The organism is Mesorhizobium sp. M1428, from assembly GCF_040317515.1.
Taxonomy (GTDB): domain Bacteria; phylum Pseudomonadota; class Alphaproteobacteria; order Rhizobiales; family Rhizobiaceae; genus Mesorhizobium.
This window is the reverse complement of the sequence record NZ_JAMYKT010000002.1, coordinates 193,667-210,309: the sequence shown is the minus strand read 5'-3', so window position 1 is coordinate 210,309 and position 16,643 is coordinate 193,667. Positions and strand designations below refer to the sequence as shown.

12 protein-coding genes are annotated in these 16,643 nt (G+C 62.3%); 9 read left to right on the top strand and 3 right to left on the bottom strand.

Translation table 11 applies throughout. From position 1 onward, the window contains the following. Window positions 1-84 precede the first annotated feature (84 nt). The 8 genes from NKG60_RS04325 (at window position 85) to NKG60_RS04290 (ending at window position 11,600) form a co-directional block, all read left to right on the top strand. On the top strand, window positions 85-1,551 hold the full coding sequence (locus NKG60_RS04325) for an alpha-glucosidase/alpha-galactosidase (protein WP_352865944.1): 1,467 nt from the start codon (window positions 85-87) through the stop codon (window positions 1,549-1,551). 118 nt (window positions 1,552-1,669) lie between these two features. After that, on the top strand, window positions 1,670-3,754 hold the full coding sequence (locus NKG60_RS04320) for an ABC transporter substrate-binding protein (RefSeq protein ID WP_352974187.1): 2,085 nt from the start codon (window positions 1,670-1,672) through the stop codon (window positions 3,752-3,754). Between the two features lie 105 nt (window positions 3,755-3,859). Further along, window positions 3,860-4,867 (top strand): ABC transporter permease, encoded by a 1,008-nt coding sequence (locus NKG60_RS04315; protein WP_352661884.1) that lies wholly within the window; start codon window positions 3,860-3,862, stop codon window positions 4,865-4,867. 1 nt (window position 4,868) lies between these two features. Further along, complete coding sequence (locus NKG60_RS04310) at window positions 4,869-6,002, top strand: ABC transporter permease (protein ID WP_352974186.1); 1,134 nt, start codon at window positions 4,869-4,871, stop codon at window positions 6,000-6,002. Between the two features lie 10 nt (window positions 6,003-6,012). Further along, window positions 6,013-7,680 carry an ABC transporter ATP-binding protein gene (locus tag NKG60_RS04305; RefSeq protein ID WP_352662383.1) on the top strand — a complete coding sequence of 556 codons (1,668 nt, stop codon included), beginning with the start codon at window positions 6,013-6,015 and terminating at the stop codon, window positions 7,678-7,680. 21 nt (window positions 7,681-7,701) lie between these two features. Beyond that, the gene (locus tag NKG60_RS04300; RefSeq protein ID WP_352661878.1) at window positions 7,702-9,072 is read left to right on the top strand and encodes an alpha-glucosidase/alpha-galactosidase; all 1,371 of its coding nucleotides are present in this window, start codon (window positions 7,702-7,704) and stop codon (window positions 9,070-9,072) included. A gap of 262 nt (window positions 9,073-9,334) precedes the next feature. After that, a complete protein-coding gene (locus NKG60_RS04295; protein WP_352662380.1) occupies window positions 9,335-10,576 on the top strand; it encodes an acyl-CoA dehydrogenase family protein in 1,242 nt (413 codons plus the stop codon). A 7-nt stretch (window positions 10,577-10,583) separates the two neighbouring features. Next, the gene (locus NKG60_RS04290) at window positions 10,584-11,600 is read left to right on the top strand and encodes a phosphotransferase family protein (protein WP_352662377.1); all 1,017 of its coding nucleotides are present in this window, start codon (window positions 10,584-10,586) and stop codon (window positions 11,598-11,600) included. Between the two features lie 43 nt (window positions 11,601-11,643). Here NKG60_RS04290 and ftsZ read toward each other — a convergent pair whose 3' ends face one another. Further along, on the bottom strand, window positions 11,644-12,651 hold the full coding sequence (ftsZ, locus tag NKG60_RS04285) for a cell division protein FtsZ (RefSeq protein ID WP_352489868.1): 1,008 nt from the start codon (window positions 12,649-12,651) through the stop codon (window positions 11,644-11,646). 221 nt (window positions 12,652-12,872) lie between these two features. Continuing rightward, window positions 12,873-13,991, bottom strand: coding sequence for an NAD(P)/FAD-dependent oxidoreductase (locus tag NKG60_RS04280; protein WP_352865938.1), 1,119 nt, complete (start codon window positions 13,989-13,991; stop codon window positions 12,873-12,875). Between the two features lie 166 nt (window positions 13,992-14,157). On the opposite strand from NKG60_RS04280, the gene NKG60_RS04275 reads away from it, so the two are divergent. After that, window positions 14,158-15,534, top strand: coding sequence for an aspartate aminotransferase family protein (locus NKG60_RS04275; protein ID WP_352974184.1), 1,377 nt, complete (start codon window positions 14,158-14,160; stop codon window positions 15,532-15,534). A gap of 5 nt (window positions 15,535-15,539) precedes the next feature. Here the strand turns inward: NKG60_RS04275 and NKG60_RS04270 are convergent, their stop codons facing one another. Beyond that, on the bottom strand, window positions 15,540-16,640 hold the full coding sequence (locus tag NKG60_RS04270) for an alcohol dehydrogenase family protein (RefSeq protein ID WP_352865933.1): 1,101 nt from the start codon (window positions 16,638-16,640) through the stop codon (window positions 15,540-15,542). Window positions 16,641-16,643 lie beyond the last annotated feature (3 nt).

Genomic DNA, 16,643 nt, shown 5'->3' with positions numbered 1-16,643 from the left:
TCCAGCCTGCATAGCGTGGCAGGCGGGCCAGGCTTCTTTTCGCCGCCTTTGCCCTAGCGTTTGATCAGGTCGAGGTGAGGACTGATGAGTTTCAAGATCGCTATCATCGGTGCGGGAAGCGTCGGGTTCACCAAGAAGCTCTTCACCGACATTTTGTGCGTTCCTGAATTCAGGGATGTCGAATTCGCATTGACCGATCTCAGCGAGCGCAACCTCCAGATGATCAAGTCGATCCTCGACAGGGTCGTCGAATTCAACAGGCTGCCGACCAAGGTTACGGCAACGACCGACCGCCGTGCTGCCCTCGAGGGTGCCCGCTACATCATCAGCTGCGTTCGCGTCGGCGGTCTCGAAGCCTATGCGGACGACATCCGCATTCCGTTGAAGTATGGCATCGACCAGTGCGTCGGCGACACGATCTGCGCCGGCGGCATCCTCTATGGCCAGCGCAACATTCCGGTGATCCTCGATTTCTGCAAGGATATCCTCGAAGTCGCCGAGCCTGGGGCGAAATTCCTGAACTACGCCAATCCGATGGCCATGAACACCTGGGCGGCGATCGAATATGGCAGGGTCGATACCGTCGGCCTCTGCCACGGCGTCCAGCATGGCGCCGACCAGATCGCCGAAGTGCTCGGCGCCAAGTCGCGCACCGAGCTCGACTACGTCTGCTCCGGCATCAATCACCAGACCTGGTTCATCGACCTGCGTCTCAACGGCCGCAAGATCGGCAAGGACGAGCTGGTTGCCGCCTTCGAGGCGCATCCGGTCTATTCGCAGCAGGAAAAGCTGCGCATCGACGTCCTGAAGCGCTTCGGCGTCTATTCGACTGAAAGCAACGGCCACCTTTCCGAATACCTGCCCTGGTATCGCAAGCGGCCGGACGAAATCACCCGCTGGATCGACATGTCCGACTGGATCCACGGCGAGACCGGCGGCTACCTTCGTTATTCGACCGAAACACGCAACTGGTTCGAAACCGAGTTCCCGCAATTTCTGGAATCCGCCGCCAGGCCGATCGATCCCGCCAAGCGCTCCAACGAGCATGCCAGCCATATTCTCGAGGCGCTGGAGACGAACCGCGTTTATCGCGGCCATTTCAACGTCAAGAACAACGGCATCATCACCAACCTGCCACAGGACGCCATCATCGAGTCGCCCGGCTTCGTCGATCGCTTCGGCATCAACATGGCGGCCGGCATCACGCTGCCGGAGGCCTGCGCTGCCACCTGCATTTCCTCGATCAACGTCCAGCGCATGTCGGTTCATGCTGCAATCTCCGGCGATATCGACCTGCTTAAGCTCGCGGTCCTGCACGACCCGCTGGTCGGCGCGGTTTCGACGCCGGAAGAGGTTTGGCAAATGGTGGACGAGATGGTCGTCGCCCAGGCCCGCTGGCTGCCTCAATATGCCGATGCGGTGCCGGCCGCGAAGGAACGGCTTTCGAAATCCAGGGTCAAGACCCGCGAATGGGCGGGTGCGGCGCGGCGCGACGTGCGTTCGATCGAGGAACTACGTGCGGAAAAAACGGCTCTCAAGCAGGCCGTCTGAATTTCGCCAGGACGGATCGCGGCGAGCTTTCGGGAGGATTTTCCGCACCCGTCTGTACATTGTTCGAGGAGAGATGGAGCAGCGTCAACGCGCTCCTGAACAACAGGGAGGAGAGACGATGAGGAATTTTCGAAACATTGGCATTCTCGCCGGGCTGGCGCTTAGCGTCTCGGCCTCGGCGCTGAACGCGTATGCATCCGAGCCGACCGTGCCGCCGGTGCCCGCGCAATTTCCCGCCGAGGGAAAGATCAAATACGTCGCGCGCGACTCGATCCTGGAGTTCAAGGCACTTCCGGAATACCACGAGCCCGATTGGGTTACCGACAAATACGTCAAGGCAGGCAAGCTGCCGCCCGTCAAGGACCGGCTGCCGAAGGAGCCGCTGGTCTTCAAGACCGGCAACATGCCGGACGGCATCGGCGTCTACGGCGATACGATGCGCCATGTCATCGGCGGCCGACCGGAGGGCTGGAACTACGGCGCGGGCCAGACGCAAGGCTGGGGCGGTATCGACATCGGCCTTTCCGAATGCCTGACGCGCACCGCACCGCTTTTCCAGGTCGAGGCCAAGGACACGGAGCCGCTGCCTAACCTCGCCAAGAGCTGGGACTGGTCGAAGGACGGCCACACGCTGACGATGCATCTGGTCGAGGGCGCGAAATGGTCTGACGGCGTTCCGTTCAACGCCGACGATGTGATGTTCTACTGGGACGACGAGGTGATCGACCCTAATGTCTCGCCGCTGAACGGCGCGACGCAGGAGACCTTCGGCGTCGGCACGACGTTGAAGAAAATCGACGACTACACCGTCGAGTGGACCTTCAAGGACGCCTTTCCGAAGCAATATCTCTACGCCATGGCTTACGGCACCTTTTGCCCCGGCCCGTCGCATATCCTCAAGCCGCAGCATCCGAAATATTCGACGAACACCTACGAGCAGTTCAAGAACGCCTTCCCGCCGGAATATATGAACATGCCGGTGATGGGTGCCTGGGTGCCGGTGGCATACCGCCCCGACGACATCATCGTCCTGCGGCGCAATCCGTACTATTGGAAGGTCGACGGGAAGGGCAACCAGCTGCCGTATCTCAATGAACTGCACTACAAATTGTCGACCTGGGCCGATCGCGACGTTCAGGCGGTCTCCGGGGCGGGCGACTTCTCCAATCTGGAGCAGCCGGAGAACTTCGTCGCCTCGCTGAAGCGCGCGGCGCAAAAGGACGCACCGGCACGGCTTGCCTTCGGCCCGCGGTTGATCGGCTATAATCTGCGCATGAATTTCTCGGCCAATGGCTGGGGCAACCCCGACGAGCGCGGACAGGCGATACGCGAGCTGAACCGCAACCCGGATTTCCGCAAGGGCGTCACCATGGCGCTCGACCGCAAGGCGCTCGGCGACTCGCTGGTCAAGGGTCCGTTCACTGCCATCTATCCAGGCGGCTTCTCCTCGGGCACGAGCTTCTACGACCGGAAGTCGACGGTCTACTACCCCTTCGATCTCGAAGGCGCCAAGGCGGAACTCGCCAAGGCAGGCCTGAAGGACACGGACGGCGACGGCTTCGTCAATTTTCCTGCCGGCACCGCCGGCGGCAAGAATGTCGAGATCGTGATGCTGGTCAACAACGACTACACCACCGACAAGAGCCTCGCGGAGGGCGTCGTCGGTCAGATGGAGAAGTTAGGTATTCGCGTTGTCCTGAACGGGTTGAACGGTACCCAGCGCGATCAGGCCAATTACTCCGGTCGCTTCGACTGGCTGATAAGGCGCAACGAAACAGAGCTCACCTCGGTCGTGCAGAACACCGAGCAACTGGCGCCGGTCGGCCCACGCACTAGCTGGAACCACCGCGCTCCGGAAAACGGCCAGGTCGATCTGATGCCGTTCGAGAAGGACCTTGTCGACATCGTCAACAAGTTTGTTTCCTCGTCAGACAATGACCAGCGCGCCAGCCTGATGAAACAGTTCCAGAAGATCTCGACCGAGCACGTCTACAATGTCGGTCTGACCGAATATCCCGGCGCGCTGATCATCAACAAGCGCTTTTCGAACATTCCGCAGGGCACGCCGATCTTCATGTTCAACTGGGCCGAGGATTCGATCGTCCGCGAGCGGGTCTTTGTCGCTGCCGACAAGCAGCAGAAATATGAACTGTTTCCCGAGCAGCTTCCCGGAAAGCCCGGCGACAAGGGTCCGACGAACTGAGTTTCCTCCCCTGACTTGAAAATTCCCGGCCGCGCTGCTGGCGCGGCCGGGACAAAGCCAGCGGTGAGGCATAACTGAGAACCTGAGCGAGGAGAAAAACGGTCGATGCTGCGATTTCTGCTTATGCGCATAGCATCCGCAATACCGGTTCTCGCCATTTTGAGCGTGGTTACCTTCGCGATCATCCAGGCACCGCCGGGTAACTATGCCGATTACATTCGCTTGCAGCTTATCAACCAGGGTGGAGCCTCCTTTGCCGAGGCCGACGCCCAGGCGAAGGCTTACAGCGTGGAGCATGGCCTCGATAAGCCGGTTCCGCTCCAATACCTGAACTGGATCGCCGGCATCGTCACCCGCGGCGATTTCGGCCACAGCCTGTATTACAACAAGCCCGTCGCCGACGTGGTAGGCGAGCGGCTGCCGCGCACGCTGCTGCTTGCGCTTGTCTGCCACCTGTTGGCTTCGGTGCTGGGCATCGGCTTTGGTATCTGGGCGGCGACCCGGCAGTACAGCTGGATCGACAGTACGCTATCAGCGATTTCCTTTCTCGGAATGACGGTACCGCGCTTCCTGATGGCGCTGATCATCGTCTATCTGCTGGTCTTCCAGTTCAACGTCTCCGAGATCGGCAGCTTCTTTTCGCCGCAATTTGGGGGGGCGCCGTGGTCCTGGGCGAAGTTCGTCGATCTCGTCCGGCATGTCTGGCCGGTTGTCGCAATCGCCACCTTCGGCGGGCTCGCCTACAACATGCGGGTGATGCGCGGCAATCTGCTCGACACGCTGAACGCGCAATATGTCGAAACCGCTCGCGCCAAGGGCCTCAGCGGCGGTGCGGTGGTCATGCGTCATGCCGTGCCCAATGCGCTGCATCCGCTGGTCATGTATCAGGGTGTGGTGCTGCCTTATATGCTGACCGGCGAGATTGAGACCGCGATCATCTTTGCCCTGCCGACCGTCGGCCCGGCGATCGTTGGCTCGATGGCGGTCGGCGACGTCTATGTCACGGCGACCTTCATGATGGTGCTGTCGGCAACGCTGATCGTCGGCAACATCATCGCCGACATGCTGCTCGTCATGCTCGACCCGCGTGTACGCCAATATGCAGGGTCCTGAGATGCTTGCGTTCGAGCCCTCGCTGCCGCCACTTGCCGAGGAATCGGCCAAGATCAAGCCGCGCGGCAATGAGAGCTACATCGCACTCGTCTGGCGCCGCCTGAAACGGTCCTGGACCGGCATGGCCGGGCTCATCCTGGTCGCGTTTCTGGTGCTGCTGGCGGTCTTTGCCGACTTCTTCGCACCGATGGATCCCAAGGTGACCGATGTCGGCTTTGCCCCGCCGCAGATGATGAGCTTCCATGACAAGGACGGCAACTTCGTCTTCCAGCCACGCGTCTATGCCCTGACGGATTCGGAAGACCTCGACCCGGTTACCTTCCAACCCGTCGTCGGACCGGACTACGACCATCCGCGGCTGCTCGGCTTCTTCGTCAAGGGAGCGGAGTACAGACTGCTCGGCCTGCTTCCCGCGAACCGGCACTTCTTCGGCTCGACCGACGGCCAGTCGGTCCACTTCCTTGGCACCGACAAATTCGGCCGCGATGTGCTGGCGCGTGCGATCTATGGTTCGCGCATCTCGTTGATGATCGCATTGACCGTGGTCTTCATCGTCACCGTGATCGGCACGACGGTCGGCATGGTGTCGGGCTATTTCGGCGGCACATTCGATGTCTGGGTCCAGCGCTTCGTCGAACTGGTGCTCGCATTTCCGCAATTGCCGCTTTATCTGGCGCTGACCTCGCTGGTTCCGGTGACGGCGCCGACGAATGTCTTCCTGGCCTTCGTAATCGTTGTCATGTCGGCACTCGGCTGGGCGCAGATGTCGCGCGAAGTGCGCGGCAAGACCTTGGCACTGGCGCGGATCGACTACGTTCGTGCGGCGATGGCGGTCGGCGCCACAGATGGCCGCATCATCATGCAACACATTTTTCCAAATGTGATGAGCCACGTGATCGTTGCGGTCACGTTGGCAATCCCCAGCGTGGTCCTGCTCGAATCCTTCCTCGGTTTTCTCGGCTTCGCAGTGAAGCCGCCGCTGATCTCCTGGGGCCTGATGCTGCAGGACACCGCGACCTATTCGGTCATCGGCACCTATCCCTGGATCCTCTCACCGGTCGGCTTCGTGCTTGTCACCGTCTTCGCGTTCAACGCGCTTGGCGATGGACTTCGCGATGCGGTCGATCCTTATTGAGCGTGACATGATGCAACACGCGCTCGTCAAATCCTTCGCACCGCCTGTCCGGCTCGACCATGACGGCCGTTCGGAAAACCCGGTCATCGATGCCCGCAACATTGCCGTCGATTTCAAGGTCGAGCACGGCATGGTCGAAGCCGTCAAGGACATCTCCTTCCAGCTCTATCGCGGCGAGACGATCGCCATTGTCGGCGAATCCGGATCGGGCAAGTCGGTGACGGCGCGCACCGTCATGGGGCTGTTGTCGAAGCGCGCGGTCGTGTCGCCGAAATCGACCGTCGAATACAATGGGGCGAACATCCTGAAATTTTCCGAGCGTGCGCGGCGCAAACTGCGGGGCGACCGCATCTCGATGATCTTTCAGGAGCCGATGAGTTCGCTCAACCCGATCTACACGATCGGCAGCCAGATCGTCGAGGCGATACGGGTGCATCGCAAGATGAGCCGCAGGCAGGCCGAAGCAAGAGCGCTCGAGCTGCTGCAACAGGTGCAGATTCCTGAACCCAAGGCGCGGCTGAAGCAATACCCGCACCAGCTTTCCGGCGGTCAGCGCCAGCGTGTGATGATCGCCATGGCGCTGGCCAACGATCCCGATGTGCTGATCGCCGACGAGCCGACGACGGCGCTCGACGTTACGGTTCAGGCGCAGATCCTCAATCTCATCCGCAACCTGCAGAAGAAACTGCGCATGGCGGTGATCCTGATCACGCACGACCTGACCGTGGTGCGGCAGTTCTCCGACTATGTCTACGTCATGCAGCATGGCGAGATGCGCGAGCACAATGTGACGGAGAAGCTGTTTGCCGATCCGCAGCATCCCTACACCTGTCATCTGCTTGCCTCCGAGCCGCGCGGCCAGGCCAATCCGTTGCCGGAAGGCGCCGACGTCATTCTTGAAGCTAGGAATGTGCGCGTCTCTTTCATGCTGCGGCATGGCACGTTCATGAGGCCGGACCTGCGCGAACTCGTCGCCGTCGACAGCCTCAGCCTGACCCTTCGGCGGCACGAGACGCTGGGTCTCGTTGGCGAATCCGGATCGGGCAAGACTACCTTCGGCGAGGCGTTGCTCAGGCTCAACACCACGGACAGCGGCGAGATCTATTTCGATGGCCAGCCGATCCATGGCTGTTCGCGCGCGCAAATGCGGCCGTTGCGGTCGCGCATGCAGGTCGTCTTCCAGGATCCGTTCTCGTCGCTCAACCCGCGCATGACGATCGGCCAAATCATCGAGGAAGGGCTGGTCGTCAACCGCATCGGCGCCACCAGGAACGATCGGATCGAGCGGGTGCGCGAGGCGCTGATCAGCGCCGGCATGCCCGGCGATATCCTGTCGCGCTTCCCGCACGAGTTTTCCGGCGGCCAGCGCCAGCGTATCGCAATTGCCCGCGCCGTCGCGCTCGAACCAGAATTCATCGTACTCGACGAGCCGACATCGGCGCTGGATCTCTCGGTCCAGGCGCAGATCATCGAATTGCTGCGCAAGCTGCAGCGCGAACGGGGCCTGAGCTACATCTTCATCTCGCACGATCTCAAGGTCGTGCGGGCGCTGTGCCATCGCGTCATCGTCATGCAGCACGGCAAGATCGTCGAAGAGGGGCCGGTCGACGAAGTCCTGTCCCATCCCAAAACCGCTTACACCGAACGGCTGGTCAAAGCCGCTTTCGAGGTAGCCTGATTGCTTATGCCGGAGGTCGTTGTGGCAAGAAATCCCAAGGTCGCTTTCATCGGAGCTGGCTCGACGGTGTTCATGAGGAACATCGTCGGCGACATATTGCAGCGTCCGGCTTTATCCGGCTCGACGATCGCGCTGATGGACATCAATCCGCAACGGCTCGAGGAAAGCGCAATCGTCGTCGGCAAGCTGATCTCGACGCTTGGCGTCAAGGCCAAAGCCGAAACCTATTCGGACCAGCGCAAGGCGCTGGCGGGCGCCGATTTCGTCGTCGTCGCCTTCCAGATCGGCGGCTACGAGCCCTGCACGGTGACCGATTTCGAAGTTCCGAAGAAATACGGGCTGCGCCAGACCATCGCCGATACGCTCGGTGTCGGCGGCATCATGCGAGGCTTGAGAACCGTGCCGCATCTCTGGAAGATCTGCGAGGACATGCTCGCCGTCTGCCCGCAGGCGATCATGCTGCAATATGTCAACCCGATGGCGATCAACACCTGGGCCATCGCGGAGAAATATCCCGATATCAAGCAGGTCGGCCTCTGCCATTCGGTGCAAGGCACGGCGATGGAACTGGCGCATGATCTCGACATTCCCTACGAGGAGATTCGCTACCGCTCGGCCGGCATCAACCACATGGCCTTCTACCTGAAGTTCGAGCATCGCCAGCCGGACGGCTCCTACCGCAACCTCTATCCGGATCTGCTGCGCGCCTACAGCGAAGGGCGGGCGCCGAAGCCGGGGTGGAACCCGCGCTGCCCAAACAGAGTGCGCTACGAGATGCTGAAGCGCCTCGGTTACTTCGTCACCGAGAGCTCCGAACATTTCGCGGAATACACGCCCTATTTCATCAAGGACGGGCGCGAAGATCTGATCGAGAAATTTGGTATCCCGCTCGACGAATACCCGAAGCGCTGCATCGAGCAGATCGAACGCTGGAAGGGGCAAGCGGAAGCCTATCGCTCGGCTGACAAGATCGAAGTGGAGCAGTCGAAGGAATATGCGTCCTCGATCATGAACTCGGTCTGGACCGGCGAGCCGTCGGTGATCTACGGCAACGTCCGCAACAATGGCTGCATCACGTCATTGCCATATAATTGCGCGGCCGAGGTACCATGCCTCGTCGACGCCTCCGGCATTCAACCCACGTTCATCGGCGACCTGCCGGTGCAGCTCACCGCGCTGATCCGCACCAATATCAACGTCCAGGAGCTGACGGTCCAGGCGCTGATGACCGAGAACCGCGAGCACATCTATCACGCGGCGATGATGGACCCGCATACGGCGGCTGAGCTCGACCTCGACCAGATATGGTCGCTGGTCGATGATTTGCTGGTTGCGCATGGCGATTGGCTGCCGGCCTGGGCGCGTGGAGCGCGCAGCGTTCGGGCGGCCTGAGCATAGGAATGGCGTCCCCTTCGGGCCTGGGCCAGTGCGCTCTCCCACCTTCAATCCGAAGAAGTGGCCGGGTCAAAATCCGTAGGAACGACCGGGATCGGTAGCACGCCCGCAGGCATCGATTCATATCGATCCGGGCGGCTTTGCACTGCGAAATGAGGGCCCGGCGCACTGCTGTTGCTCCCAGTCAACGACGGCAGTTACACTACCGGCGCGACCATCTGAGCCGATGGCGGCATCTCGTTTCATCCTTGTGAGCGCCATGAATTTCGACATTTCCGTCCGCACCGAGGCCTTCCGCAGCCGGATCGCCGACTTCGTCGAGCGCGAGATCCTGCCGCTCGAGGCAGACAAGGCTTGTTATGACGGCCATGGCAATATTGCGCTGCCGCTGCTCGAAACGCTGCGGGGCAAGGCGAAAGCAGCCGGCCTGTGGTGCCTGCAGCTGAAACCCGAGACCGGCGGGGCCGGCCTTTCCAAGGTGGATATGGCCGTCTGCTATGAAGAGATGAACCGCTCGATCTTCGGTCCGGTCGTATTCAATTCCGCGGCCCCCGATGACGGCAACATGATGGTGCTGGAACGGCTGGGGACGCCGGAGCAGAAACAAAGATGGCTGAAGCCGATCGTCGAGGGAAAGGTGCGCTCGGCTTTTGCAATGACGGAACCGCATCCGGGGGGCGGCTCCGACCCATCGATGATCTCGACCAGAGCCGAACGGCGCGGCGACAGATACGTCGTCAAAGGCCGCAAATGGTTCATCACCGGGGCGCAAGAGGCGAGCCATTTCATTCTCATAGCGCGCACTTCGGACAATCCGCGTCACGGCCTTTCGGCCTTGCTGTTCCACAAGGACCAGCCGGGTTGGCGGATCCTGCGGCGCATCGAGATCATGGGACCGGAAGAACATGGCGGCCATTGCGAGCTGGAATTCGACGGCCTTGAAGTCCCGGTCGAGGACGTGCTTGCCGGTGAAGGCAGCGGCCTTATGGTTACACAGGTCCGGCTCGGTCCGGCGCGGCTCACCCATTGCATGCGCTGGCTCGGTCTTGCCAAGCGCTGCATCGAAATCGCGCGCGCCTATGCCGCCGAGCGCAGCGGTTTCGGGCAGCTTTTGGCCGGCCGCGAGAGTATCCAGCTGATGCTCGGCGACCTTTCCATGCGCATCGAGATCGGGCGGCTGCTGGTGATGAAGGCGGCCTGGGAACTCGACCGCGGCGGCTTTGCCCGCAAGGAGGTCTCCATGGCCAAGATCCAGGTCGCCAACGTGCTGCATGACGCCGCCGACGTGGCGATCCAGATCAACGGCGCCCGCGGCTATTCGAAAGACACTGTACTCGAATGGATCTACCGCTACGCCCGCCAGGCTCGCCTGGTCGACGGCGCCGACGAGGTCCACAAGATGGTGCTCAACCGCTTTCTCAACGAGGAAGGTACAGGCTTCTGGCGCTGGCATGTCGAAGCCGGCACGCAAGACGAAACAGGTGGCGGCGGGAACCGCTGAGCCGGCAATGAGGATGGATTTCGATCCAGTACGCCTGGAGGATTTTCTGAGAGCGCATTTTGGCGATGGCCAGATGTCGCTTGAGCGGATCGTCGGCGGCCAATCCAATCCGACCTATTTCGTCGACTATGGCGGCCGCCGCATGGTGCTGCGCAAGAAACCCCCGGGACCGATCCTGCGCGGCGCCCATGCCGTCGATCGCGAGTACCGGGTGATCGAGGCGCTAGCGTCGACAAAGGTGCCGGTGCCGCGGCCGGTGCTCTTTCACGACGGCGACGAGCCGCTCGGCACGCCGTTCTATCTGATGCAGCGGCTCGGCGGCCGGGTGTTCCACGACGGCTCGTTGCCGGGACTGGCGCGGGACGAGCGGCGCGGCATTTATTTCGGCATGGCCGAGGCGCTGGCGAAGTTGCACGCCGTCCTGCCGGAAGAGGTCGGGCTCGGCGATTATGGCCGTCCCGGAAATTACTTTGAACGACAGATCGCGCGCTGGACCAGACAGTTGCGGGAATCGCCGAGCGAACGCATTGCCGCGCTCGAAGCCGTCGCCGAATGGCTGCCGCGACATCTTCCGCCGGATGACGGCCACGTCTCGATCGCGCATGGCGATTTCCGTCTCGGCAATCTGATCTTCCATCCCGAGCGGCCCGAGGTGATCGGCATACTCGATTGGGAGTTATCGACCCTCGGCCATCCGCTTGCCGATCTCGGTTTTTGTTCGATGCCCTGGCATTCCTCATCAGACGAATATGGCGGCATCCTCGGCCTTGATCAGGCAGCGCTCGGGATTCCGACACAACGCGAATTCCTCGATCATTACTTCGCCCACGCCGTGCCGACGGCGCCGCTGCAGCGGTTCCATCTGGCGTTTGCCATGTTCCGCTTTGCGGTGATCTTCGTCGGCATCGCCGACCGCGTGCTTGCCGGCAGCGCGGTTGCGGCCGATGCGGCGGATGTGGCACCGCTGGCCGGCCGTTTCGCTGTACGTGCCATGGAAGTCATCGACGGCGCGCGGCCCTGGTGACGCGAGGCTGGCAGCCGGCTGAGCGAGTTGCAGCGATACGCGTTCAGTTCATGCGAACTTCCGGTTCCGCCAGCAGGGGAATCTCCAGGCCACGCCGCAAACCGGTCGCCACGACCGACACCCTGAATTTTCCGGCGAGTGCCTTGTCGAAGATGGCGCCGACGATGATGTCGGCATCGTTGTCGACCTCCTCGCGGATGCGGGTAGCGGCTTCGTCGACCTCGAACAGCGTCATGTCCATGCCGCCCGATATCGAGACAAGGACGCCCTTGGCGCCCATCATCGAAGCTTCATCTAGCAGCGGGTTGGCGATTGCCGCTTCCGCCGCCTTCTTGGCGCGGCCTTCTCCGGCTGCCTCGCCGGTCCCCATCATGGCGCGGCCCATGTCGCGCATCACCGACTTTACATCGGCGAAGTCGAGATTGATCAGGCCTTCCTTCACGATCAGATCGGTAATGCAGCCGACGCCCGCATAGAGGACCCGATCGGCCATGGCGAAGGCGTCGGCGAACGTGGTTCTGGCGTCGGCGATTCTGAACAGGTTCTGGTTGGGGATGACGATGACAGTATCGGCGCTTTCGCGCAGGCGCTCGATGCCCTCATCGGCAGCGTACATGCGGCGCCTGCCTTCGAAGACAAATGGCTTGGTAACGACGGCGACGGTCAGTATTCCGGCTGCCCGCGCCGCCTGCGCTATAACAGGCGCGGCACCGGTGCCGGTTCCGCCTCCCATGCCGGCGGTCACGAAGCACATATGCGTTCCAGCAAGGTGATCCATGATCTCGTCGATGGATTCCACGGCCGCGGCACGGCCGACCTCGGGCAGGGACCCGGCGCCCAGACCTTCGGTGATATGAGCGCCCAACTGGATCAGCCTCGTTGCCTTCGACATGGCAAGGGCCTGGGCATCGGTGTTGGCGACGATGAATTCCGCGCCCTGCAGGCCTTCGGCGATCATGTTGTTGACGGCGTTGCCGCCACCGCCGCCGACCCCGACGACGGTGATCTTGGGCCTCATTTCCGAGATTACCGGCCTCGCCGCGGTGTTCATTGCCGTTCTCCCTGGATACGCCGAGTGGTCGCTGGAAGCTTGTCCCGGGCGCACTGCGAAAACTTTGAACCGGGCAGTGCGAATCAGGACAGCCCAGAATGCAGGGAATCAGAGCGCGGAGCGGGCTGCAAGTGCGCGATGTGCCTCATAGGCGACTTGTGTCTGAAAGTTCACGCAATGCGCCCTGATACAATGCAGATCGTGGCGCGGGGCGCCGCACGCTACAACTTCGGCGCGAGGCGCCGCGCGACATGGTCGGCAATCGCCAGGCAGGAGGTCAGACCGGGGCTTTCGATGCCGAACAGGTTGACCAGGCTATCCACGCCGTGCACCGCCACGTCCTGGATGACGAAGTCGGCATTGGCCTCACCGGGACCGGACAGTTTTGGCCGGATGCCACTGTAAGCGGGCTGCAGGCTGCCATCGGTCAGGTCCGGCCAGTATTTGCGGATCTCGCTGTAGAAGCGCTCGCCACGAGCTGGGTCGACGCGATAGTCGAGTTGATCGGTCCATTCGACGTCCGGCCCGAAGCGGGTGACGCCGTCGAGATCGAGCGTTAGATGAACACCGAGCCCGCCGGGTTCGGGCACCGGATAGACCAATCGCGAGAAGGGCGTCTGGCCGACCACCGAAAAATAATTGCCCTTGGCATAATGGAGCTTTGGCACGAATTGCTGATTGAGCCCTTCAAGCGAACCGGCAAGTGCTGCAGCGCCAAGCCCGGCGGCATTGACGAAGCGCGGAGTGGCGATCTCGAAGTGCTCGCCGCCGGCAGCGTCCACCGTCTCGAGCACGACGCGGCCCGCTTCGATGCGGCCGGAGACGACGCGGGTGTTGAGGCTGAGTGCCGCCCCGTGCGCCTCGGCATCAGCCAGCAAGGCAAGCATCAGGGCATGGCTGTCGATGATCCCGGTGGCGGGTGACAGCAACGCCGCCGTACACTTGAGGCTGGGCTCCAGCGCATGCGCCTCGGCTTCGCGCAACGGCACCAGGTCGCCGGCGCCGCAAGTGCGTGCATTGGCGCGGATTGAGGCGAGCACCGGCTCCTGTTCGGCACTTGTGGCAACGATGAGCTTGCCGCAGCGCGAATGCGGGATCGCCCGCTCCTCGCAATAGCGATAGAGTCTTTCCCGGCCGGCCACGCAGAACCGGGCCTTCAGCGATCCAACCGGATAATGGAGGCCGGCATGGATGACCTCGGAATTGCGCGAACTTGTCCCGGTGCCGATAGCGCTCTCGGCTTCCAGGACCAGCGTATCGATGCCGCGCTGCGCCATCTCTCGCGCGATCGCCAGGCCAACAACGCCGGCGCCGGCGACAATACAGTCGACGTGGTCCACGGTCAGGTCAAGCCGAAGTTCTTCATGCGTCCATCCATCCGCTGGCCCTGTCGAAAGCGCTTGACACTATACCGTTCGAGAAAGATGCATCAAACGGCATAATGCACGGGGACCTGCCGAGCCGAACCGGCGGCAGGACTGTTCCGCGTGCAGCACAGGAGCCGTCATGGACGCACGACCGAATTCTCCCGAAGCCCGCGACATAAGCTTTCACATGCATGGCTATACGAATGCGCGCAAGCATCAGGAGTCGGGGCCGCTCATTATCGAGAAGGGCGACGGCATCTATGTCGAGGACCTTGCTGGCAACCGCTATATCGAGGCGATGGCCGGGCTTTGGAGCGTCGCGGTCGGTTTTTCGGAGAAGCGGCTGGTCGATGCGGCAGTACGGCAAATGTCGAAGCTGCCTTACTATCACGACTTCGGCTCCAAATCGCATTCGCCGCTGATCGATCTCGCCGAGAGACTGGTGCAGATGGCGCCGGTGCCGATGAGCAAGGCGTATTTCACCAATTCCGGCTCCGAGGCGAACGATACGGCCATGAAGATGATCTGGTACAGGTCGAATGCGCTCGGCCAGCCGGCGCGCAAGAAGATCATCAGCCGCAAGAAGGGCTATCACGGCGTCACCATCGCCTCGGCGAGCCTGACCGGCCTGCCCAACAACCACATCTCCTTCGATCTGCCGATCGCCAATGTGCTGCACACCTCGACGCCGCACCATTGGCGCGAGGCGCTGCCGGGTGAAAGCGAAGAGCAGTTTTCGAGCCGGCTCGCCGACGAGCTGGAAAAGCTGATCCTCGCCGAAGGACCGGGAACGATCGCCGCCTTCTTCGGCGAACCGATCATGGGTGCCGGCGGCGTCATCGTTCCGCCGGCCGGCTACTGGGAGAAGATACAGGCGGTGCTGTCGAGATACGACATCCTGCTCGTCGCCGACGAGGTGATCTGCGGCTTTGGCCGAACAGGTGAGATGTTCGGCTCGCAGGCCTTCGGTATCAGGCCCGACATCATGGTGCTGTCAAAGCAGATCTCTTCCTCCTATTTGCCGATCTCGGCCCTGCTGATCAACGAGAAGGTCTTCGAGCCGATCGCCGACGAAAGCAATCGTATCGGCACCTTCGGCCACGGCTTTACCGGCGGCGGCCATCCTGTTGCGGCAGCGGTCGCGCTCGAGAACCTGAAGCTGATCGAGGAGCGCGATCTCGTCGGCAATGCGCGCACGGTCGGTGCGCATATGCAGAAGCGGCTGCGCACGCTCGCTTCGCACCCGCTTGTCGGCGAGGTGCGCGGCATCGGCCTGATCGCGGCGGTCGAACTGGTCGGCGACAAGCCAAACAAGGCGCCGTGGGGCACGGTCGGGGCGCTGGGCGGGCTCGTCAACGGGTTCATGCAGCAGAACGGCGTCATCTCGCGCAATATGGGCGATGCGCTGGCTTTCTGCCCGCCGCTGATTATCACCGAGCCGCAGGTCGACCAGGTGATCGACGCGTTTCAACGGTCGCTCGAGGCTGCCGTCAAGCAGGTCCGATCGCCAAGCTGATCGCGCTATTTAGCGACCCCGACCGCGTCCGGCACGACGACCAGCTTGCCGACGAAGTCCTTGGCCATGAAATCGGCCTGGGCGCGATGGAAATCGGACAGCTTGTAGACGCCGCCGACCAGCGGCCGGATCTTCTTCTCCTCGATGTAGCGCACGATGCGGCGGAAGTCCGCCCGCGTGCCCTGGCTTGAGCCATGCAGTTGCAGCTGTTTCAGATACATGGTGCGCAGATCCAGCTGCACGACCGGGCCGGCAATTGCACCAGCCGTGGTGTAGCGGCCTTCCGGCCTCAAGATCCGCAGGAGGTCGTTGAAGATCGCGCCGCCGACCAGATCGGCCACCACGTCGATCGGCTGGCCCTCGGTCGCAGCGCTGACGGCGGCCGGCAGATCGGCAACGCCACGGGTGATCACCGCCTCGGCGCCGATATCACGCACCGCCTGTTCCTTGCCCTTGCCGGCAATGGCATAGGGAATGGCGCCGCGTGCCCGCGCCAGCTGCACGATGCCTGAGCCGACGCCGCCCGAGGCGCCGGTGACCAGCACACGCTCGCCGGCTTTCAATGCGGCGCGTTCCAACATCTGCTCGCCGGTGAGATAGGCGCAGCAGAATGTGGCAAGTTCGACGTCGGTCAGGTCGGTGCTGACGACATGGGCATTCTCGGCCGGCACGGCCTGGTATTCGGCATAGCCGCCGTCGCGGCCGTGGCCCATATAGTCGATGTCGGCCAATGAATCGTCGTCACGATTGTAGATGGAGAAATCGACCATCACCCGTTCGCCGATGCGGGCCGGCGACACGCCGTCGCCGACGGCGACGATGTTGCCGACCGTGTCGGTGCCCTGGATACGCGGGAAGGTCAGTGTGTTGCCTTGCCGCCGCCATGTCGACACGGCGGCTGCATCCTCCTCAGTGCCGTAGGCGCCCTGGCGCACCCAGACATCGGTGTTGTTCATCCCGCAAGCGGTGACCTTGACCAGCACTTCGCCCGGGGCGGGCGAGGGTACTTTGACGTCGGTGCGATAGACGAGCTTTTCCGGCCCACCGTGCCCGATCAACTGCACGGCGGCCATGGTGGCGGGGATGGTCTTGGTCATGGCATTCATGTC